The organism is Streptomyces sp. NBC_00631 (genome assembly GCF_045206895.1).
Classification (GTDB): Bacteria; Actinomycetota; Actinomycetes; order Streptomycetales; family Streptomycetaceae; genus Streptomyces.
The window spans coordinates 9,785,807-9,807,206 of the sequence record NZ_CP107734.1; the positions used below are offsets into that span (position 1 = coordinate 9,785,807).

The window sequence follows — 21,400 nt, forward strand, 5'->3', positions numbered from 1 at the left end:
CGACGCGCCGGCCGCGCTCAGGTGCCTGGAGCGGAAACCGCTTCCGCTGTGCGGCGCGGCCTCACGTCGCGGCGGTAAATGCCGTACCTAATGAGGGCTGTTCGCCTCTCGAACGCGCTTTCACGGCTACCGGGGTGCCAGTCCCGCACGGCCGGCACGACTCCGCCGGCCTCGCCCGGCGGCCTGATGCCGACGCACGGCCCGGGGTCGTCGACCACGCCGTCCTCGATCACGAAGAAACCGTCCTCGGGAACGAGCCGCGAGTAGTGGGGCAGCGCGGCGCAGGCGGTTTCGCAGGCGTGCCGGGTGTCCTCGACCACCAGGCGGCGCGCTCCCTCCGGCGTGCTCTCGGCGACCTGGAAACCGGTTCCCGTCTCGGCCCCGACCAGGACATCGTGTGTGTGCTCCTGGGAGGGATCGACGGCGACCACCTGGCTGTCCCTGGGGGAACCGGGCCTGCGCGGTCAGGATGCGCAGCCGGTCCCGGAACCACGGCGCCGACCCCCCGGAACGGCTGCCGATTTCCCCGACGGCCTGGGCCCGGAAAGCCGCAGCGGATGTGAATCGCCCTCACTTCAGACGGAAGGATCACTGATTCCTGACCAGTCATTTTTTTCTCCCTTTGTTTCACGGCGCGGGAAGACGGAAGGCGGAAAGTCGCCGGAATTCCGGGTGTGAGGGGCCGAGCGGAAAATTCGCCGGCTCGGGGGCGGTCGCACAGGACGGCCGCTCCGTTGGACAGGAAGGGCTTTCTTGGGGGAGATCGGCTCAGGGGGTGTCGTCGGCCGTCGGCGTTGCCCGGGGCGCTGCTCGAACGTGCACGTCTGTGGCGGGAGTTGGCGGGAGCCGGCCGAAGCTGAGGGGGTGCGACGCCGCAGGCTGATCGGGTGCGCTCCGGCGGCGTGCTGCTGCGGCTGCGCGATCGTCCGGATGTGCCGCCGACCGCCCCTCCACAGCCGCCGCCCCGTGCCGCACCCGGTGAGAATCCGCCGAACATGCGCTGAACGCCCCCCAGTTGGCAGTGACCGGACGCCTCCGGTCAGCCGGTGGGGGCGGCCTGGGAGAGCTTACGTCACCGCAGGTCACAAGGCGCGCCTTCCGTCGCCCGGGCATCCGCGGGCGGTTCCCTTTCCGTTGACCCGGCTTCAAATCAAGACCACAAATTCCACACAACCCTCTCTCCAGGTGGGCCCCGATGGTCTAGATTGACCCTGCTTCGCACATGCTGGGACACGAGGCGACAAATGATGATCTATTGGTCCGGCGATACAGACGACCGATAGCCGCGTCTCTGGCGTCAGACGTGGGGGTGATCAACCGTGGGGGTCGAAGGGGGCTTGGGGTGCGGGGAGCATCCGAGGTTCCGGCGGCCTCCCGGAGCACCCTGAGAGCCATGCTGGGCACGCGGGTCCGCTGCGACAAGAGCGGGTTCGTGCAGGAGCGCTGAGAAAGCCGGGATGTCTTCCGCGGGGGCGGGGGCACCCACGGGAGAACAGCGCGGCGCGGGGAGCCGGGGGGCCTCCCGGGGGAGGAAGCGTGTCAGGGCACCATGTCGAACCACTGGGGACCGGGGGGTTCTGTGCGACAGGGGGGACTAGTCGGCTCTTTTCCGCCGGCGCGCGGGCGTCTGTCGAACGGGGAGATCGACAGGCCGGCGACCGAGTGGGAGCAGCGGTACAGACGTACCGTGATCATCAGCGACACCGTGGCCACCGCCTTCGTGGTGGCGGGTATCGGCGAGTTCTTCGGGGCTCGGGACGCGGCCAACTGGCACGAGAAGTGGGAGATTCTCGCTTTCGGCACCGAGCTGCTCGTGCTGTCGGCGCTCGCGGTGGGCCGGGCGTGGGCCCCGGCCGTGCTCGGCCAGGGGGCCGAGGAATTCCGCCGGCTCGGACGCTCGCTGTTCGCGGCGACCGTCGTACTGGCACTCGGCGGGATCGCCCTCACCTCGCGCAACATCAAGCTCTGGATCTTCGTCGCGATCCCCGCGCTCGGACTCGTCACCATGTCCGAGCGGTATCTGCTCCGCCTCTCCCTGCACAGACGGCGCAAGGAAGGGTGGTGTCTGAGACCGGTGCTCGCCGCCGGCAGCCCGGCCACCGTGTGCGACCTGATCACCCGGACCCGCAAGTACCCGCACATCGGCTGGCGGGTGGCGGCGGTGTGCACGACGGACGGCCGCGGGCTCGACGGTGACGAACTGGACGGAGTGCCGGTGGTGGGCCGGCTGACGGACGTCGCCAAGCATGTCCGCCACGAGGGCTACCGGGTCGTCGCGGTCACGCCGGACCCGCACTGGACGCCGGACCGGTTGCAGCGGCTGGCCTGGAACCTCGAAGGCAGCGACGCCGAGATGGTCGTGGCCCCGGTGCTGATGGAGGTGGCCGGTCCGCGGCTGCACGTCGACGCGGTGCTCGGGATCCCGCTGCTGCGGGTCAGCCTGCCGACCTTCACCGGGGGCCGCCGGGCGATCAAGGAGGTCGTCGACCGGGTCGGCGCGGCCGTCCTGCTGATGCTGTTCGCACCGCTGATGGCCCTCGTCGCGCTGCTTGTGCTGGCGGACAGCCGGGGCGGGGCCTTCTACCGTCAGCGCAGGGTCGGCAAGGACGGCCGGGAGTTCACGATTCTCAAGTTCCGCACCATGGTCGTCGGGGCGCACCGGGCCCGTGCCGAGCTCGCCGACCGCGACGAGGGCGCGGGGCTGCTGTTCAAGGTCCGCCGGGACCCGCGGGTGACCCGGGTGGGAGCCGTGCTGCGCCGGTACTCGATCGACGAACTCCCGCAGCTCCTCAACGTGCTCACCGGAGCGATGTCGCTCGTCGGCCCGCGGCCTCCGCTGCCGGAGGAGTGCGCCGCGTACGACCCGGACATCCGGCGGCGGCTGCTGGTCAAGCCCGGCCTCACCGGCCTGTGGCAGATCAGCGGACGCAGCGACCTGCCGTGGGAGGAGGCGGTCCGCCTCGACCTGCGGTACGTGGAGGACTGGTCGCTCGCCCTCGACACGGTGATCTTGTGGAAGACCATGCGTGCGGTGCTCCACGGGCAGGGGGCCTACTGATGCGCGGGGGGCGTCGTCAGGCCGACGCGCGGACCGCAGGCCACAAGGGCCTGCCTGGGGGGAGGGACGGGTCATGAGAGTCAGCGTTTTCGGGCTCGGCTACGTGGGCTGCGTATCAGCCGCGTGCCTGGCCAGCATGGGTCACGAAGTCATCGGAGTGGACGTCAACCAGGTGAAGGTCGACCTGGTCAACGACGGCAAGGCTCCGGTGGTGGAGGAACGTATCGGCGAGCTCCTCGCCGAGGTCGTGCGCACCGGAGCCCTGCGCGCCACCCGCGACGTCCGTGAGGCGATCGCGGACAGCGAGGTGTCGCTGGTCTGCGTGGGCACGCCGTCGGAGCCCAACGGCAGCCTGTGCACCACGTACCTGGAGCGGGTCACCGAGGAGATCGGTGCCGCGCTCGCCGAGCGGGGCGGACGGCAGACCGTCGTGTTCCGCAGCACCATGCTGCCGGGCACCTGCCTGAACCTGCTGGTACCGATCCTGGAGAAGCACACGGGTGGCACGGCCGGCGTGGACTTCGGGGTCGCGGTCAACCCGGAGTTCCTGCGCGAGGGCACGAGCGTGCGGGACTTCTTCGACCCGCCCAAGACCGTCGTCGGCGAACTCGACGCGGCAAGCGGCGACGCGGTGACGGCGTTGTACGACGGCCTGCCCGGCGAGGTGTTCCGGGTGCCGGTCCCGACCGCCGAGGCGATCAAGTACGCGGACAACGCTTTCCACGGCCTCAAGATCGGCTTCGCGAACGAGCTGGGCGCGGTCTGCCAGGCGCTCGGCGTGGACTCGCACCAGGTGATGGACGTGTTCCTGTCCGACCGCAAGCTGAACATCAGCCCCGCCTACCTGCGGCCCGGCTTCGCCTTCGGCGGCTCCTGCCTGCCCAAGGACCTGCGCAGCCTGGTCCACGCGGCACAGCGGGCCGATGTCTCGGTACCCATCCTCGCCCACGTGCTGACCTCCAACTCCGACCATCTGCAGCGCGCGGTGGACCTGGTCGAGCGCACCGGCAAGCGCCGGGTGGGTCTGTTCGGGCTGTCCTTCAAACCCGGCACCGACGACCTCCGTGAAAGCCCGCTCGTCGAGCTGGCGGAGCGGCTCTTCGGCAAGGGGTACGACCTGCGGATCTACGACGCCAACGTGAGCCTCTCCCGGCTGATCGGCGCGAACCGCGAGTACATCGAGACCCGGCTGCCGCACCTCGCGCAGCTGCTCGCGGACTCCGTCGAGGAGGTGCTCGACCACGCCGAGGTGTGCCTGGTCGGGACCAGGGAGCCGGCCGTGCTGGCGGCGCTGCCCCACGGCGAAGGACCCGTGATCGTCGACCTCATCCGCCTTCCCGACGCCGAGACGCGCCGGACCGAACCGGGGTACATGGGCCTTGCTTGGTAACGCAGTCAGCCGCGACGGGTCGAAACGGCGCGCGCTGATCCTGGTGGAGAACCTGTCGGTGCCGTTCGACCGGCGGGTGTGGCAGGAATGCACGACGCTGCGCGACGCGGGCTGGACGGTGGACGTCATCTGTCCGCAGGGCAGCAAACGCGACACGGAGCCGGAGGCGGAGATCGGCGGGGTGCGGATCCACCGCTACCCGTTGCGCGCGGCCACCGGAGGACCGGCCGGCTACCTGAAGGAGTACGGATCGGCGCTGTGGCACACCGCCCGGCTGGCCCGCAAGGTCGGCCCGGTCGACGTGGTCCACGCCTGCAACCCGCCCGACCTGCTGTTCCTGCCGGCCCTGTGGCTGAAGCGACGCGGCGCACGGTTCGTCTTCGACCAGCACGACCTGGTACCCGAGCTGTATCTCTCCCGGTTCGACCGCGGCCAGGACCTGCTCTACCGCGCCGTGTGCGCACTGGAACGGCGGACCTACCGGGCCGCGGACGTCGTCCTGGCCACGAACGAGAGCTACCGGGAAGTGGCGATACGCCGCGGCGGCCGGCGGCCCGACGACGTCTTCGTGGTGCGCAGCGCGCCCGCCGTCGAGCGGTTCCAACCGGTCCCGCCCGAGCAGGAGTTGAAGCGCGGCAAGCCTCATTTGCTGTGCTATCTGGGCGTCATGGGACCTCAGGACGGCGTCGACTACGCCCTGCGGGCCCTTGCGAAACTCCGCGACGAGGTCGGGCGGACCGACTGGCATGCGGTGTTCGTCGGCTCCGGCGACGCCTTCGACGCGATGGTGGAGCTGTCCCGGGAGCTCGGCCTCACGGATCAGGTGCAGTTCACCGGACGCATTCCGGACGCCGACCTGGTGCGCTACCTGTCCACCGCCGACGTCTGCCTTTCCCCCGACCCGCGCAATCCGCTCAACGACGTGTCGACCATGAACAAGGTCCTGGAGTACATGGCGATCGGCCGGGCGATCGTCTCGTTCGACCTGAAGGAGGCGCGCGTCTCCGCCGGTGACGCCGCCGTCTACGCGCCCGCCAACGACGAGGCCCAGTTCGCCAAGCTGATCACGGTGCTGCTGGACGATCCGGAGAAGCGGGCCCGGATGGGGAAGATCGGCCAGGAGCGGATCAGCGGTCCGCTGTCGTGGCGCAACTCGCAAGCGTCGCTTCTCGCCGCCTACGCCGCCGCGAGCCGCGATCGAACCACGGAGTCAGCGGGCGACCCGGTCCGCACGAGGAAGAGGCTGCGGCGTTGAATGAAGACACGATCCGCCTAGCCACCATCGGGCGGATACTGCGTTGGCGTTGGCGACTTCTCGTCGCCCTCGCCGTGGTCGGCGCACTCGTCGGCTACGGCGCCTCGGTGGCGGTGTTCCCTACGCGATACACCGCGTCGGCACCAGTACTGCTGTCGGGGCAGTGGGAGGACCGCCAGCTGCTGACCCAGGTGGACATCGCCACCAGTTCGGCGGTGCTCGACCGCACGGCCGCCGCCCTGCACTGGTCCGGCGTCAGCGGCACCACGCTGCAGGACCGGGTGACCGCCAAGGCGGCGGACGGGAACATCATCAAGATCTCGGGTACGGCCGACACCCCGACGCGCGCACAGCGTCTCTCCGATCAGGTGGCACAGCAGTTCGTCGCCTTCGCCACGAAAGTCTCGGGCAACAGCACCGACCCGGTGGCGTCGGCGACCGAGGCACTGCGGAAGCAGGTGGCGGACACCAACCGTCGCATCAGTCAGCTGGCCAAGGGGGCCGATTCGGGACAGACCGTGGAGAGCGTGCAGGCCCGCACCGAGCTGGAGCAGCTGCGCAGCTCGCTGGAGGACGCCATGCAGAAGCTGGACCAGGCCGACCCCGCCACCGACAAAACAGGCATGGTCGTCATGGGGCCGGCCCCGAGGCCGACCGGCGAGGCGCCGCCTACAAGGCTGCAGCTCATCATCGCCGGGGCGCTGCTGTTCTTCCTGGTCGCGCTCATCGGCCATCTCGTCGCAGTACGGATGAACCGCCGACTGCGCACCGAACCGGAGATCGCCGCGGCGCTGGGCTCGACTCTCCTCGGCACCGTCGACGTGCCCGCTGAACGGCCTGCGCGCCGGCCGAAAGGCGGGGGCTCACGAGCCCTGATCCGGCGCCTCCTCGGTACGGACAAACGGTGGGACATGCCCGCCCCGCGGAAGTCCGGCGACCAGGCCGGCAGCCGGATCCGCTACCGGCGGGTGTGCGCCCGTCTGAAGGAGCGACTGCCGGGAGCCCAGAAGCTGCTGGTCGTCGTGCCGGACGGCGACGAGACGGCCCGCCGGGCCGCAGGGCAGCTTGCCGCCGAGGCCAAGAACGGTCTGCAGCTGCGAGTGGTGGAGGTTTCGGTGGACCGGCCGACAGTTCCGGACCACGAGGCCGAGTCCGGCGCCTTGGTCGTCCTCAGCGCGGGCAGCTGGACCGCGGAGGAACTCGCCGGCATCGCCGAGGCGTGTGCGGACGCCAGACACGAGGTCGTCGGCATCGTCGTCGCCGGCCTGGTCCTGGCCCGCCCCACACGGCCCTCCAGCCAGCTTCCGGACGACGCCACCCTGGCGCTCGCGCTGCCGGGTCACGGAACGGGAGGTCCAGCGTGACGACGAGCACGACTTCGGAGTCGACGGTCGCAGTCCCGCTCCTTGACCTGCACACACTGGTGGTGGCGGTGCGCAGGCGCCGCCGCCTGTGGAGCGCCCTGGCGCTCATCGGCCTGCTGATCGGGTCGGCGGTGGCGATCCTGAAGCCGGCGCCCCCGAGCGCGGTGACCAAGGTGCTGGTCGCGCACGCGCAGGACCAGCCGACCGACCCCGGAACGCTGATCCGCACCGACGTCGCGCTGCTGCATACCACGCGGATCGCCAATGCCGCCCTCAAGGCCCTCAAGTCCCCGGAAAAACCAGAGACCTTCATGCGGGACTACAGCGGCGCCGGTCTGACCAACAACCTGCTGCAGATCACTGCGACAGGTGCCAGCGACGCCGAGGCGGAGGCCCGCGCGAAGGCGCTGGCCGACGCGTTCGTCGCGGACCACGTGCGGCGGATACAGGAGAGCTCGAACGCCGAGGCCAAGGCCCTCCTCACCCAGCGTGACCGGCTGCGGGACGAACTCGCCCAGGTCAACAAGGCGATCGGAGAAGGATCGACGGCGAGCGGGGGGCAGACGGCGGCGGATCTGGAGACGCTCTTCGCCCGCCGGGCCGACCTCACCTCCAAGATCACCGATTTCGGCGAGCGGGCCGCGGAGGCGAGCATCGGCACACCCCAGCTCATCGCCGGCACACAGATCGTGGACGCACCACATGCGGTGCGGCAGTCCCTGCCCAAGGCCGCTGTCACCGACGGCGCGATCGGGCTCGTCCTCGGGCTCGTCCTCGGGCTCGCGGTGGCCTCGGTAGGCGCGGTGGTGGCGGACCGCCCCGTGCTGCGCCGGGAGATCGCGGCGAACCTCGGCGCCTCCGTCATCGCGGAACTCCCCCACCGGTCGCCCCGAGTGTGGCGCCGTCGGCGGAACCAGGCAGCCCGCGAACGCCTCACCGGATCCCTGGCGCGCACCGTGCGCGGCTCCACGGAACCGGTGTCGCTGCTGGAGCTGGGCTGTGCGCGCGGCACGAGCGTGATCGCCCTGGACCTCGCCAGGGTCCTGGCGTCGCAGGGGCCGGTGGTCGTCATCGACGGTCTGCCCGGCTCGCAGCTCTCCGGCCGCCGCTCCAAACCGGGAGACCCGACCGTGGCCAGCGGCGAGCGCGCCGGGGCCCGATCGCCTCAGGAGCGCGCGCTGGGCGTCGGCTCGGTGGCGCCCGGCACGGCGTGGACCGACCTGCGGTACCTCGGCACCCAGACCGTGCTCGTCGTGCGGGCCGGGCACGGCAGCGCCGCCTGGCTGCACACCGTGGCGCGGCAACTCGCCGACCAGCGCATCACGGTGATCGGTGTGGTGCTGATCGACCCAGATCCGCGCGACCGGACCGACGGCACGCTGTGGGACGGACTGCACACCGCCCTGCGCGGTCAGAACGACCGGCCCGCCCGGCAGAACGGGGCGGGCCGGGGACAGCGGACGGAGCGGCAGCCGATGTGGGCGGCACGGGTCCCGGACAGCGAGCAGGAGGTGCGGTAGGACATGTGCGGCATCGCAGGCACTTACCGATGGCCGGACGGGAAGATCGTCACCGACCGGCTCACCGAGACCCTCGCCCACCGCGGCCCAGACGGGGCGGGCCGGTACGGCCATCCCGCCGGCGACGGCGAAGTGCAGCTCGGCCACCGCCGGCTGTCCATCATCGACCTGTCCGAGACCGGCGCCCAGCCGATGGTCTCGGGCGGTCTCGCCCTGACGTACAACGGCGAGCTGTACAACGCGCCCGAGCTGCGCGCCGAACTCGAAGCCGCCGGTGTGCGCTTCCGCGGCACCTCCGACACCGAGGTGCTCCTTGAGGCGTGGCGGCGCTGGGGCACGGACTGTCTCCCCCGGCTGCGCGGCATGTTCGCGTTCGGCATCTTCGACGAGCGAACTGGCGAGCTGGTGCTCGTCCGCGACCAGCTCGGCATCAAGCCGCTGTTCCTGCTCCGGCGCGGCGAGGGCCTGGCGTTCGCCTCCGAGCTCAAGGCGCTCGCCGGCGCGACCGGCGGATCGCTGGAGGTCGACCACGCGGCGCTGGTGGCCTCGCTGCTGTACTACTGGGTGCCCGACTCACGGTGCGCGTTCCGTGAGGCGGAGAAGCTGCCGCCGGGGAGCTGGCTGAAGTGCCGGCCCGACGGCAGCATCGAGCGGGGCCGGTTCTGGAGCCTGAAGGACGTCGCCGCCGAGGGCCGGGAGCGGGCCCTGGCCGGTGAGCAGCCGGACCTGGCCGCCGTCGTCGAGGAGTCGACCCGGCGCCATCTGCTCTCCGACGTGCCGGTCGCGACCTTCCTGTCGGGTGGCCTCGACTCCAGCTATCTGACCGCGCTGGCGGCCCGCCACCAGCCGGGGATCTCCGCCTACACGATCGGGTTCCGGGCCGAGGACGCCAGGTTCGAGGCGATGCCGGACGACCTGCGCTACGCCCGGCAGGTGGCCGAGCGGTTCGGCGTCGACCTGCACGAGATCGAGATCGCTCCGAACGTGCTCGACCTGCTGCCGCAGATGACGTACCACCTGGACGAGCCGATCGGCGACCCCGCCGCGATCAACACGTTCCTGATCTGCACGGCCGCCCGGGAGGCCGGCGTCAAGGTGATGCTCTCCGGGATGGGCGCCGACGAGCTGTTCGCCGGGTACCGCAAGCACCTGGCCAACCTGCTCGCCCTGCGCTACCAGCGCGTTCCGCGGCCCCTGCGGCGCGGTGTCTCCGCGGCCGTGAACCGGCTGCCGGTCGCCACGTCCCGCCGGGGCCTGAGGTCGGTGCGCTTCGCCAAGCGGTTCCTCTCCTTCGCCGATCTGCCGGAGGAGACCGCGTTCCGGCGCAGCTACACCATGTACGACCGGGACGAACTGCTCGCCCTGATCGATCCGGACCTGGCCGGGACGGTCGACGACGTGCTGACCGAACACGCGGACGTCTACGCGGACAACGAGCTCGACGACTTCGTCAACCGCATGTGCCTGGGCGACGCCCGGATGTTCCTGCCGGGCCTGAACCTCACGTACACGGACCGCTCCAGCATGGCCGCGTCGACCGAGGTGCGCGTTCCGTATGTGGACGTCGAGGTCGTCAAGGCGGCGTTCGCCGTGCCCGGCGAACGCAAGATCGTCGGACGGCAGGGCAAGGCGGTCCTCAAGGAGGCGGCCACCTCGATCCTGCCCCGGGAGATCGTGTACCGGCCCAAGGGCCTGTTCAGCGCCCCGCTGCGCGCCTGGATGAGCCGGGATCTGGCGCCGCTGGTGCGCGAGGTGGTCAACGACGGCGAGCTCGTCCGCTCCGGGTTCCTGCGCCGCGACGCGCTGGCGCGGATGGTCGCCGAGGACGCCGCCGGGCAGCAGGACTTCTCCAAGCATCTGTGGCATGTGCTGACCCTCGAGTACTGGTATCGCGACGCGACCTCTGGGTCCGGCCAGAGCACTCGGCAAACGGCTTAGGAAACAGGGGAGTTCCGGTGAAACAGGTTGTACAGAACTACAAGAGCGGCGAGCTGGCGGTGCTCGACGTGCCGGTGCCGGGGTGCAAGCCGGGCGGTGTGCTGGTCCGCAGCGCCTTCTCGCTGATCTCCACGGGGACCGAGCTCATGAAGGTGTCCGAGGCCGGCATGTCGATGCTGGGCAAGGCCCGCTCCCGGCCGGACCAGGTGGCCAAGGTCATGCAGAGCGTGGCCACCAACGGCGTGCCCGCCACGTACCGCAAGGTGATGGGCAAGCTGGACTCCTACACACCGCTGGGCTACTCGCTGTGCGGGGTGGTCGAGCAGGTCGGCGCCGGCATCGACGACGTGAAGGTCGGCGACCTCGTCGCCTGCGCGGGCAACGAGCACGCGCTGCACGCCGAGCTGAACTGGGTGCCGAAGAACCTCTACTCCCGCGTCCCCGACGGCCTCGCGCCGCGGCACGCGGCCTTCGGCACCGTGGGGTCGATCGCGCTGCAGGGCGTCCGCCAGGGCGAGCCGCAGCTCGGCGAGGCGGCGCTGGTGATCGGTCTCGGGCTGATCGGGCAGCTGGTGGTGCAGCTCCTCACCGCCTCGGGCGTCCGCGTCGTCGGCGCCGACCCCGACCCGGCGCGCTGCGAACTCGCCGAGCAGCTGGGCGCCATGGCCTGCGGCGACCCGGCGTCCGCGGCCGTGGAGAACGCCGTCGCCGAACTCACCGACGGTCACGGCGTGGACCAGGTGTACCTGGCCGCCGGCGGCGGCAGCAACCAGCCCGTCGAGCTGGCCGCCAAGCTCTGCCGGGACCGCGGCCGGGTCGTCGACATCGGCAAGTGCCGCCTGGACCTGCCGTGGAACGCGTACTACGAGAAGGAACTCGACGTCCGGTTCTCCCGTTCGTACGGCCCCGGGCGCTACGACCCGTCGTACGAGCTGGAGGGGCGTGACTACCCGATCGGCTACGTGCGCTGGACCGAGCGCCGCAACCTGGCGTGCTTCCTCGACCTCCTCGCCCGCGGCAGCGTCGACGTGGAACCCCTGATCTCCCGCATCGCCGACTTCGACGACGCCGTCGAGACGTACCAGCGCCTGAAGGACGGCGACCTGAAGGCCGTGACCGTGCTGTTCCGGTACCCCGCGCACACGGCGGAAGCGGGGGAAGCGGGGGAAGCGGCAGAACCGGCGGCATCGTCCGTGGCCGTGCCCACCGTGAAGGGGCAGTTCAGTCCGGCCCGGCTCGCCAAGTCGCCCGTGCGGATCGCGTTCGTCGGCGCGGGCAACTACGCGACGTCGATGCTGCTGCCGCACCTGGCGCGGCGGGAAGGCGTGGAGTTGTCGAGGGTCGTCACCACGACGGCGCTGTCCGCGGCCAACGCACAGCGGAAGTTCGGCTTCGCGGAGGCGACCACCGACCTCGACGCCGTGCTCGGCGACAAGTCCGTCGACGCGGTGTTCGTGGTCACCCGGCACAGCACGCACGCCGAACTGACCCGCAAGGCGCTCCTCGCCGGCAAGACCGTCTTCGTGGAGAAGCCCCTCGCCCTCACCGAGGACGAGCTGGCCGGCGTGCTCGCGGCGGTGGAGGAGTCCGGCAACGACCGGCTGCAGGTGGGCTTCAACCGGCGGTTCGCGCCGCTGCTGCAGGAGGCCAGCCAGCGCTTCGGCGCCCGGACCGGCCCGGCCAACCTCCGCTACCTGGTCAACGCCGGACGCCTCGACCACGGCAGCTGGTACCTCCAGCAGGGCTCCGAGGGCTCGCGGTTCGTGGGCGAGGGCGGGCACTTCATCGACACGGCGAGCTGGCTGCTCGACGCCGACCCGGTGTCCGTGTACGCGACCGCCCCGTCCGGCAACGAGGACCTGCAGATCGTGCTGCGCTACCCGGACGGGTCCACCGCCACCATCAGCTACGTCACCTCCGGCCCGTCCGCCTTCCCCAAGGAGACGCTGGACCTGATCGCGGACGGCCGCGCGCTGCGGCTGGACGACTTCGTGCGCGCCTCGGTGTACGGGCGGAAGCGGTGGGTCAGTTCGCGGCTGCCCAAGGCCCGGGACAAGGGCCAGAACGCCGAACTGGCCGCGTTCGTCAAGGCCGTGCGGACCGGCGGGCCGATGCCGGTGCCGCTTCAGTCGCTGGTCGCCACCACGGCGGCCACCCTCGCGGTACAGACCGGTCTGGCGAGCGGCGCCCCGGTGACGCTGGCGAGGGCGCGATGACCATGAGCGCGGGCTGGTACCTGCGGCGGCTGTCCCGGATGGGACCGCAGGAGGTCGCGGGCCGGGTGGGCGACGCGGTGCGCCGGCGACGCTGGCGTTCGGCACTGCCCGAGGGCCCGAGCGTCAGCGGCGCGCGCTTCACCGCGGTCGTGCCGGCCGGGACGATCGCCGCTCTGCCTCCCGACGCCGTGAAACGTCTCCTCGCCGACGCGGACCGGCTCATGGACGGGCACGCCGCGTACTTCGGCGTGGTCCGCGACGACCTGGCCGACCCGGACTGGTGGCTCGACCCGAAGACCGGTCGCCGGGCTCCGGCCGGCTACGCCTTCGACGTGCCGTACCGGAGCGAGGACGCGGTCGGGGACATCAAGCAGATCTGGGAGCCGTCCCGGCACCAGTACCTCACCCAGCTCGCCGCCGCCTACGCGGTCACCGAGGACGAGCGGTACGCCGAGCGGGTGGCCGCGCACCTGCGGTCGTGGTGGCGGACCAACCCGCCGCTGCGCGGCGTCCACTGGATCAGCGGCATCGAGCTGGGCATCCGGCTGCTGTCCTGGGTGTGGATCCGCCGGCTGCTGGACGGCTGGTCCGGCGCGGCCGCTCTGTTCGAGGACAACCCGGTGGCGCTGAACCAGATCTGGCACCACCAGCGCTGGCTGGCCGCCTTCCCCAGCCGGGGGTCCTCGGCGAACAACCACGTCATCGCCGAGTCCGCCGGGCAGTTCGCCGCGGCCTGCGCCTTCCACTGGTTCCCCGAGTCGGGACGCTGGCGGGCCGACGCGCTGCGGTCGCTGGACCGGCACCTGCGTGGCAACACCTACCTTTCCGGCATCAACCGGGAGCTGGCCACCGAGTACCACGGCCTCGTCCTCGAACTCGGCCTGGCCGCGGTGGCCGAGGCGGACGCCGCCGGCGTACCGGTCCCCGCGTCGGTCCGCCTGGTGCTGCTGCGCATGACGGACGCGCTCGCGGCCATCGTGGACAACCGGCTCCGGCCGCCGCGTCAGGGGGACGCGGACGACGGGTACGGCCTGGTCGTGGACGGCGCGGGCACCGACCGCTGGGGCTCGCTGCTGGCCACCGGCGACGCCGTCTTCGGTCGGCTCCCCTGGTGGCCGACGGTGACCGGCACCGACGTACGCACCCCGCTGCTCGCCGCGCTCATCAAACCCACCGAGCCGTCCGCGCGCCGTCCGGCGGAGCGGCCTGCGCACTTCGCGGACGCCGGCATGACGATCCTGCGCGGGCCGGAGGAGATCTGGTGCCGCTGCGACGGTGGTCCGCACGGCTTCCTCTCCATCGCCGCGCACGCCCACGCGGACGCGCTGTCGTTGGAGGTCCGGCACGACGGTGTCGACGTGCTCGCCGACCCGGGGACGTACTGCTACCACGGCCAGCCCGAGTGGCGGCAGTACTTCCGCTCCACCCTCGGCCACAACACCCTGCAGCTGGACGGCGGTGACCAGTCCGTCTCCGGCGGCCCGTTCCTGTGGACCCGGCATGCCGAGACCCGGGTCCTGGCCGTGGACACCGCCGGCGAAAACGTGGCCGCCTGGTGTGCCGAGCACGACGGCTACGAGGGCTCCGTGCACCGCCGCCGGGTGGAACTGACGGCCGCGCGCCGGGAGCTGCGGGTGATCGACGAGGTCCGCGGCCAACACGGTCCGGGCCGGGCCGTACACCTGGTGTTCCACCTCGGCCCGGCCGTCACCGCGGACCTGGAGGGGAACCGGGCACGGCTCACCTGGACCACGGACGGCGAGGACCGCTCCGCGGTGCTCGACCTGCCCGGGCAGCTGTCCTGGCAGGCGCACCGCGGCGAGACCGATCCGGTGCTGGGCTGGTACTCGGCCGGCTTCGGACGCAAGGAACCCGCCACCACGCTGGTCGGTTCCGGCTTCACCGACGGCACGGAGGGCTTCACCACCGTGCTCGGGTTCCGCGGCTAGGGGGGCGCGTGGGGAACAGGACGCGGCCCTGGGCGCAGGCGGTGGCACCGCTGGTGCTGGCCCTGCTGCTGGTGAGCGGCTGTGACGGTACGCCGCACGCGGCGCGGGAGAAGCCGACCGCCGTGCCCACCACGTCCGGGGCCCGGTCCGCTTCCCTGGCCCGGGTGTGCGCCCATCCCCCGGCCGGGCCGGCCAGGGCGCCCGAGGGCGCGGTGACGGTCGACCCCGCGGTGATCGGTGATCTGGCTGCGAAGACCCTCAACAGCCCCCCGCACACCACGTTCTGGCTCAGACCGGGCACGCACACGCTCAGTCCCGATCCCTACGACCAGGTCAGCCCCAAGGAGGGGGACGTCTACCTCGGCGCACCGGGCGCGGTGATCGACGGCCGGAAGGTCAACAGCTACGCGTTCGGCGGAACCGCCGAAGACGTCACCATCCGCTACCTGACCGTGCAGCATTTCGTCGCCCCGCAGAACGAGGGCGTGGTCAACCACGACTCGGCCGACGGGTGGGTGATCGAGCACTCGACGGTGCAGGACAACTCCGGCGCCGGGCTGATGGCCGGCTCCCGTCAGCATGTCCGTGCCAACTGCCTGCGCGACAACGGCCAGTACGGCATGAACGCGTACAAGGCCGCCGGCGTCACCGGCCTGGTGGTCGAGGACAACGAGATCACGGGCAACAACGCCGACGACTGGGAACGGCGGCAGCAGGGCTGCGGCTGCACCGGAGGCGTGAAGTTCTGGGCCGTCAACGGCGCCGACGTGCGCGGCAACTGGGTGCACGACAACCGGGGAGCGGGGTTGTGGGCAGACACCGACAACAACGACTTCCGTATAGAGGACAACGTGATCGAGGCCAACGACGGTGCCGCGCTGATCTACGAGGCCAGCTACAACGCGGTCATCCGGTACAACACGATCCGGCACAACAACTGGGTCCAGGGCCGTGCGGCGGCCCACACCGGCGACAGCTTTCCGTTCGCGACCGTCTACCTGTCCGAGTCCGGCGGCGAACCACGGATCAGGGCCCGCACCGATCAGATCGAGATCTACGGGAACGTGCTGGAGAACAACTGGTCCGGGATCACCCTGTGGGAGAACGCCGACCGGTTCTGCAACAGTCCGGCCAACACGTCGTCCGGTGACTGCACGTTGCTGGTGAAGAACCCCGAGCGCTGTGCCCAGCCGGCGATCGCGAAGGCACCGCTCTACTCCGACTGCCGGTGGAAGACCCAGCGTGTGGACATCCACGACAACCGCTTCGTGCTGGACAAGACCGTCGTCAAGTGCACGGAGAAGTGCGACCGCATGGCGCTGCTGTCCAACTACGGCACCTATCCCGACTGGTCGCCGTACAAGGGCGAGCGGGTGGCCGACGCGATCACCACCGAGCAGGACAACCGCTGGCACGACAACGTCTACGTCGGCCCATGGAAGTTCGTCACGCACGACGCGAGCCGGGTGCTCACCCGCGCGCAGTGGCAGGGCGCTCCGCACCGGCAGGACGCGGGCAGCACCTTCCGCGCAGGGGACGGTGGATGAGATGGACACGGACCGCACACCGAAGATCATCGGGGCAGTCTGGGGGCTGCTGATCCTCAACACCCTCGGCTCCACCGGGGCGAAGACCATCGTCCCGCTGCCCCGCTCCCTCATCCAGATGGTCACCATGGGCGCGCTGGTCGCCGCGTTCCTGCTGGCGCTCCTGGTCAACCTCCGGCTGCGCATCCGGCCCAGTGCCTACGTGTTCCTGCTGACCCTCCTCCTGGCGACGAGCGTGGTCTCCAGCGCACGCCTGGAGTCCGGAAGCGGCTCGCTGTTCCGCTGCGCCCGGCTGGCTCTCTTCGTCGGCACGCTGTGGCTGCTGAGCCGCTGGTGGGACGGCAGAGTGACGTTCGTCCGGCACCACATCCGGATGTACTTCGCGGTACTCGTGACGGTGGCCGCCGGCCTGATCGTCTCGCCGGGGGCCGCCATGCCGGGTGAGTACCAAGGGCGGCTGGTCGGCGCGTTGTGGCCGCTCACCCCGCCACAGATCGGACAGTACGCCGCGGTGATCATCGGGCTCACCGTGCTGCTCGCCGTGGGCCGGCAGACCAGGAAGTCCGACGCGGCCATGGTCGTCGTGCCGTCACTCGTCCTGCTCGTGATGACCCATACCCGGACGGCGACGCTCGGCCTGCTCGTCGGGCTGGCGTTGGCGATCAGCTCGCTGGTCCTGACCAGCGGCGCCGCCCGCCGGTTCTTCTCCTGGGTGGTGCTGTGCGCCGCGGTGGCCGTGGTGGGGTTCAGCTCCGCGGTGCAGACGTGGTTCCTGCGCGGACAGAGCCAGGAGAACTTCGCCAGCCTCACCGGACGGGCGAAGGTCTGGGACGCCCTGCGGGCAGCCCCCCGGACGCCCTCGGAGGACGTGTTCGGCGTGGGCCTCGGCGACAAGTCGTTCGGCGGGCTGCCGATCGACAACAGCTGGCTGGCCGTCTTCCACGAGCAGGGTCTGCTCGGCGTCGCCCTCGTGGCGGCGATCGTCATCGTGATGGGAGGCATCGCGCTGCTGCGGCCTCCGTCGCTGCCGCGGGCCTGCGCGATCTTCCTGATCAGCTACTGCGCGATCGCCTCGTACACCGAGGTCGGACTGGGTGACGCCTCGCCGTACCTGCTGCATCTGGCCGTGGCCGCCTCGCTGCTGGCGGCACCCGCCGAGGCCACGTCCTTCCCGCCGCCCGAAGGCCGCCGGCGGCGTCTCACCCTGCCCCGGATCCGGGAGGTGGCCTGAGCATGCACATCCTCGTGGTGCACAACCGTTACGCCTCGGCGCAGCCGAGCGGGGAGAACAAGGTCGTCGACCAGGAGGTGGCGCTGCTGCGGGCGGGCGGCCATCGGGTCGAGGTGTTCGAGCGGCGCAGCGACGACATCGGCGCCATGTCCCTCCTCGGCAAGGTCGCGGTGCCCCTGCGGGTGCCGTGGAACCCGGCGGTCCGCACCGAACTCGCCTCCCGGCTCCGCACCGAGCGGCCCGACGTCGTCCACGTCCACAACGTCTTCCCGCTGCTGTCGCCCGCGGTCCTCGCCGCCTGCGCCGACGCGGACGTGCCCGCCGTCGCCACGCTGCACAACTACACCCAGGTCTGCCCGCCCGGCACCCTGCAACGGGACGCCAAGCCGTGCACCGAGTGCGTCGGGTCGGCACCGCTGCCCGCCGTCCGGCACGGCTGCTACCGGGGCTCCCGCCTCGCGACGGTACCGCTCGCGGTCAGCCTGTCGGTCAACCGGCGTCGGTGGTGGACCGGCGTGGAGCGCTTCCTCTGCATCTCCGCGGCACAGCGCGACGTCCTGGTGCGAGCCGGCATGCCGGCCGAACGGCTGGCCGTGAAGCACAACTTCGTGCCCGATCCGGATGCCCGTCGATCGGGCGACGGCGAGCATCTGCTCTATCTCGGCCGACTGGCCGAGGCCAAGGGCGTACGGCTGCTCATGGCCGCGTGGGACGAGCTCGCGGCGAGCGGCGGGGTGGGCGTACCGCTCGTGATCGCCGGCACCGGGCCGCTGGAGGCAGAAGTCACGGCCTGGGCGGCGGGCCGGGACGACGTGCGGTACGTCGGCCTGTACGACACGGCGGAGTGCCAGAAGGCCATCGCGCGGTCGGTCGCCGTGGTGGCTCCCTCGACGTGGCTGGAGGCGTTCGGCCTGGTGGTCGTGGAGGCGATGGCGGCGGGGGTCCCGGTCGTCGCGGCCGGCCACGGCGCCTTCGTCGAACTCGTCGAGGACGGCGTGACCGGGCTGCTGCACCGGCCGGGCGAGTCCGCCTCGCTCGCGTCCTGCATACGCCGGGTCGCGGCCGATCCGGCCCTGGGCCGGGAGATGGGCCGAGCCGCCCGGCTCCGCTACGAACAGGCCTTCAGCCCGGCCGTCGGGCTGGAGCGCCTGGTGGAGGAGTACCGGACCGCGATCGCGGTCCGGTCAGCACAGACTCGCGCCGGGGACACCCGCGCGAGCGGGGGGGATGGGAACAACAGATGACACGATGCCGACTCTGCGGCTCGGCGACGCTGGCGAGCGTCGTCGATCTCGGGGCGACCCCGCCGTGCGAGAGCTTTCTCGCCGCGGACCAACTGGACCAGCCGGAACCGGCGTACCCGCTGCACCTGCGGGTCTGCGCCGACTGCTGGCTGGCGCAGATCCCTCCGCTGATCACGCCGGAGGAGACCTTCAGCGAGTACGCCTACTTCTCCTCGTTCTCGACCTCCTGGGTGGAGCACGCGCGCACCTTCGTCGCCGACGCCGTGGAGCGGGCGGGCCTCGGCACCGACGCCTTCGTGGTCGAGGTCGCGAGCAACGACGGATACCTGCTCCGGCACGTGGTGGACCGGGGGATCCGCTGCCTCGGCATCGAGCCGTCGGTGAACGTCGGCGCGGCGGCGCGGGACGTGGGCGTGCCCACGCTCACGGAGTTCCTGAGCCCGGAGACCGGCGCGGCCGTCCGCGCCGAGCACGGCCCCGCGAACCTGGTCGTCGCCAACAACGTGTACGCGCACATCCCCGACGTGGTCGGCTTCACCCAGGGGCTGCGCGCCCTGGTCGCCGACGACGGCTGGGTCTCCGTAGAGGTGCAGCATCTGCTGACCCTGATCGAGGAGAACCAGTACGACACGATCTACCACGAGCACTTCCAGTACTACACGGTCGCCTCCGCGATCCGGGCCCTGGCGAGCGGCGGACTCTCTCTCGTGGACGTCGAGTTGCTGCCCACGCACGGCGGCTCCATCCGGTTGTGGGCGCGGCCCGTCGAGGTGGCCGGCGAGCCCACGCGGCGGGTGGCCGACGTGCTGGCCCGGGAGAAGGCCGCCGGGCTGCAGGAGCTGTCGGGGTACACCGAGTTCTCCAACCGCGTGGCCAAGGTGCGCCGGGACCTGCTCAAGTTCCTCGTCGAGGCGGCCGAGCGCGGCGAGACGGTGGTCGGCTACGGCGCCCCGGGCAAGGGCAACACCCTGCTCAACCACTGCGGAATCCGGCCCGACCTGCTCGCGTACACGGTCGACCGCAACCCCTACAAGCACGGCAGGTTCACCCCGGGCACCCGCATCCCGATCCTGCCGCCCGAGCAGATAGCCGCCGACAAGCCGGACTACGTGCTCGTCCTGCCCTGGAACCTGCGCGCCGAGCTGGTCGAGCAGCTGTCCTACGTCCACGACTGGGGCGGCCGGCTGGTCTTTCCCATCCCGGAACTGAGCATTGTCGAGGTCGCGTCCCGAAAGGTCACAGCATGAAGGTCGTCCTGTTCTGCGGCGGTTACGGGATGCGGATGCGCAACGGAACCTCCGACGACGTGCCCAAGCCGATGGCGATGGTCGGTCCCAGACCGCTGATCTGGCACGTCATGCGCTACTACGCGCACTTCGGGCACACGGAGTTCATCCTGTGTCTCGGATACGGCGCGCACCACATCAAGGACTTCTTCCTCGGCTACAAGGAGACGACGTCCAACGATTTCGTGCTGCGGGGCGGGCAGCCCGAGCTGCTGTCCACCGACATCGCCGACTGGACGATCACGTTCGCGGAGACCGGCATCGAGTCACCGATCGGGGAGCGACTGCGCCGGGTGCGGCACTTCCTGGACGGCGACGAGATGTTCCTCGCCAACTACGCCGACGTGCTCACCGACGCCCCGCTGCCGGAGATGATCGAGAACTTCGCCCGGCGCGACGCCGGGGCGTCGATGATGGTGGTGCCGCCGCAGTCGTCCTTCCACTGCGTGGAGTTGGGCGAGGACGGCCTGGTGGGGGGCATCACCGCAGTGAGCGAACTGCCGTTGTGGGAGAACGGCGGCTACTTCGTGCTCCGCCAGGAGGTCTTCGACCACATCCCGGAGGACGGCGACCTGGTCGCCGACGGCTGCGCCCAACTGGCCAAGCGCGGACGCCTGGTGGCATACCAGCACCGTGGCTTCTGGCAGCCGACCGACACCGTGAAGGAGCGGGCCGTGCTCGACGCCGCCTACGCCCGGGGCGAGCGGCCGTGGGCCGTGTGGGAGCGGGACGGCGTCCCGGTGGGGGCCCCGTGATCGGGCTCGGGGCCGGGCCTCTGGACGGGATCGTCGCGGTGGGCGCGCACTGCGACGACATCGCCATCGGCGCCGGCGGCACGCTGCTGACGCTGTGCCGTGCGCGCCCGGGCATCCGCGTCGACGCACTGGTGCTCTCCGGCGGCGGCGGCGAGCGGGAGCAGGAGGAGCAGGCCGCGCTCGCCGCCTTCTGCCCGGACGCCGACCTCAGGCTCACCGTGCACAAGCTGCCGGACGGGCGGCTGCCCGCGCACTGGGAGGAGGCCAAGGCCGCGGTCGAGGAACTGCGCGAGCAGACAGACCCGGACCTGGTCCTGGCCCCGCGCACCGATGACGCCCACCAGGACCACCGCGGCCTGGCGCAGCTGGTCCCCACCGCCTTCCGCGACCACCTCGTGCTCGGCTACGAGATCGTCAAGTGGGACGGCGACCTCGGCCGGATGGCGGCGTACCAGCCGCTGTCCGTGGAGACCGCCGAGGAGAAGGTGCGGCTGCTGCAGGAGCACTACGCCTCGCAGCGGCACCGGCCCTGGTACGACCGGGAGGCCTTCCTCGGCCTCGCGCGGATCCGCGGCATCGAATGCCACCAGCGATACGCCGAAGCGTTCGCCGTCACCAAACTCACGCTCAACCTGGGGGGTTGAACC

The 21,400-nt window shown here is 71.2% G+C and carries 15 protein-coding genes; 14 read left to right on the plus strand and 1 reads right to left on the minus strand.

Annotated features, from left to right (window positions below; translation table 11 throughout):
* Positions 1-17: 17 nt before the first annotated feature.
* Entirely contained in the window at positions 18-431 is a 414-nt protein-coding gene (locus OHB00_RS44400) for a hypothetical protein (protein WP_406443720.1), read from the minus strand.
* Between the two features lie 1,148 nt (positions 432-1,579).
* Here OHB00_RS44400 and OHB00_RS44405 point away from each other — a divergent pair.
* The 14 genes from OHB00_RS44405 (at position 1,580) to OHB00_RS44470 (ending at position 21,397) form a co-directional block, all read left to right on the plus strand.
* Positions 1,580-3,058: a sugar transferase gene (locus OHB00_RS44405; protein ID WP_406443722.1), complete on the plus strand. Its 1,479-nt coding sequence runs from the start codon at positions 1,580-1,582 to the stop codon at positions 3,056-3,058.
* 73 nt (positions 3,059-3,131) lie between these two features.
* Positions 3,132-4,448, plus strand: a complete 1,317-nt coding sequence (locus OHB00_RS44410) for a nucleotide sugar dehydrogenase (RefSeq protein ID WP_406443723.1) — start codon at positions 3,132-3,134, stop codon at positions 4,446-4,448.
* On the plus strand, positions 4,438-5,703 hold the full coding sequence (locus tag OHB00_RS44415; RefSeq protein WP_406443725.1) for a glycosyltransferase family 4 protein: 1,266 nt from the start codon (positions 4,438-4,440) through the stop codon (positions 5,701-5,703). The genes OHB00_RS44410 and OHB00_RS44415 overlap by 11 nt, the downstream gene beginning before the upstream one ends.
* Positions 5,700-7,067, plus strand: a complete 1,368-nt coding sequence (locus OHB00_RS44420) for a polysaccharide biosynthesis protein (RefSeq protein ID WP_406443727.1) — start codon at positions 5,700-5,702, stop codon at positions 7,065-7,067. Before OHB00_RS44415 ends, OHB00_RS44420 begins: the two co-directional genes overlap by 4 nt.
* A complete protein-coding gene (locus OHB00_RS44425; protein ID WP_406443729.1) occupies positions 7,064-8,587 on the plus strand; it encodes a Wzz/FepE/Etk N-terminal domain-containing protein in 1,524 nt (507 codons plus the stop codon). The genes OHB00_RS44420 and OHB00_RS44425 overlap by 4 nt, the downstream gene beginning before the upstream one ends.
* A 3-nt stretch (positions 8,588-8,590) precedes the next feature.
* Entirely contained in the window at positions 8,591-10,525 is a 1,935-nt protein-coding gene (asnB, locus tag OHB00_RS44430) for an asparagine synthase (glutamine-hydrolyzing) (protein ID WP_406443731.1), read from the plus strand.
* Positions 10,526-10,542: 17 nt separating this feature from the next.
* Positions 10,543-12,741 carry a bi-domain-containing oxidoreductase gene (locus tag OHB00_RS44435; protein ID WP_406443733.1) on the plus strand — a complete coding sequence of 733 codons (2,199 nt, stop codon included), beginning with the start codon at positions 10,543-10,545 and terminating at the stop codon, positions 12,739-12,741.
* Positions 12,738-14,690 carry an alginate lyase family protein gene (locus OHB00_RS44440; protein WP_406443735.1) on the plus strand — a complete coding sequence of 651 codons (1,953 nt, stop codon included), beginning with the start codon at positions 12,738-12,740 and terminating at the stop codon, positions 14,688-14,690. Before OHB00_RS44435 ends, OHB00_RS44440 begins: the two co-directional genes overlap by 4 nt.
* An 8-nt stretch (positions 14,691-14,698) precedes the next feature.
* Positions 14,699-16,237 (plus strand): right-handed parallel beta-helix repeat-containing protein, encoded by a 1,539-nt coding sequence (locus OHB00_RS44445; RefSeq protein WP_406443737.1) that lies wholly within the window; start codon positions 14,699-14,701, stop codon positions 16,235-16,237.
* 1 nt (position 16,238) lies between these two features.
* Positions 16,239-17,468: an O-antigen ligase domain-containing protein gene (locus OHB00_RS44450; RefSeq protein ID WP_406443739.1), complete on the plus strand. Its 1,230-nt coding sequence runs from the start codon at positions 16,239-16,241 to the stop codon at positions 17,466-17,468.
* Between the two features lie 2 nt (positions 17,469-17,470).
* On the plus strand, positions 17,471-18,712 hold the full coding sequence (locus tag OHB00_RS44455; protein WP_406443741.1) for a glycosyltransferase: 1,242 nt from the start codon (positions 17,471-17,473) through the stop codon (positions 18,710-18,712).
* Complete coding sequence (locus OHB00_RS44460) at positions 18,709-19,959, plus strand: class I SAM-dependent methyltransferase (protein WP_406443743.1); 1,251 nt, start codon at positions 18,709-18,711, stop codon at positions 19,957-19,959. The genes OHB00_RS44455 and OHB00_RS44460 overlap by 4 nt, the downstream gene beginning before the upstream one ends.
* Positions 19,956-20,753, plus strand: coding sequence for a sugar phosphate nucleotidyltransferase (locus OHB00_RS44465; protein WP_406443744.1), 798 nt, complete (start codon positions 19,956-19,958; stop codon positions 20,751-20,753). Before OHB00_RS44460 ends, OHB00_RS44465 begins: the two co-directional genes overlap by 4 nt.
* Positions 20,750-21,397, plus strand: coding sequence for a PIG-L deacetylase family protein (locus OHB00_RS44470; RefSeq protein WP_406443746.1), 648 nt, complete (start codon positions 20,750-20,752; stop codon positions 21,395-21,397). The genes OHB00_RS44465 and OHB00_RS44470 overlap by 4 nt, the downstream gene beginning before the upstream one ends.
* Positions 21,398-21,400 lie beyond the last annotated feature (3 nt).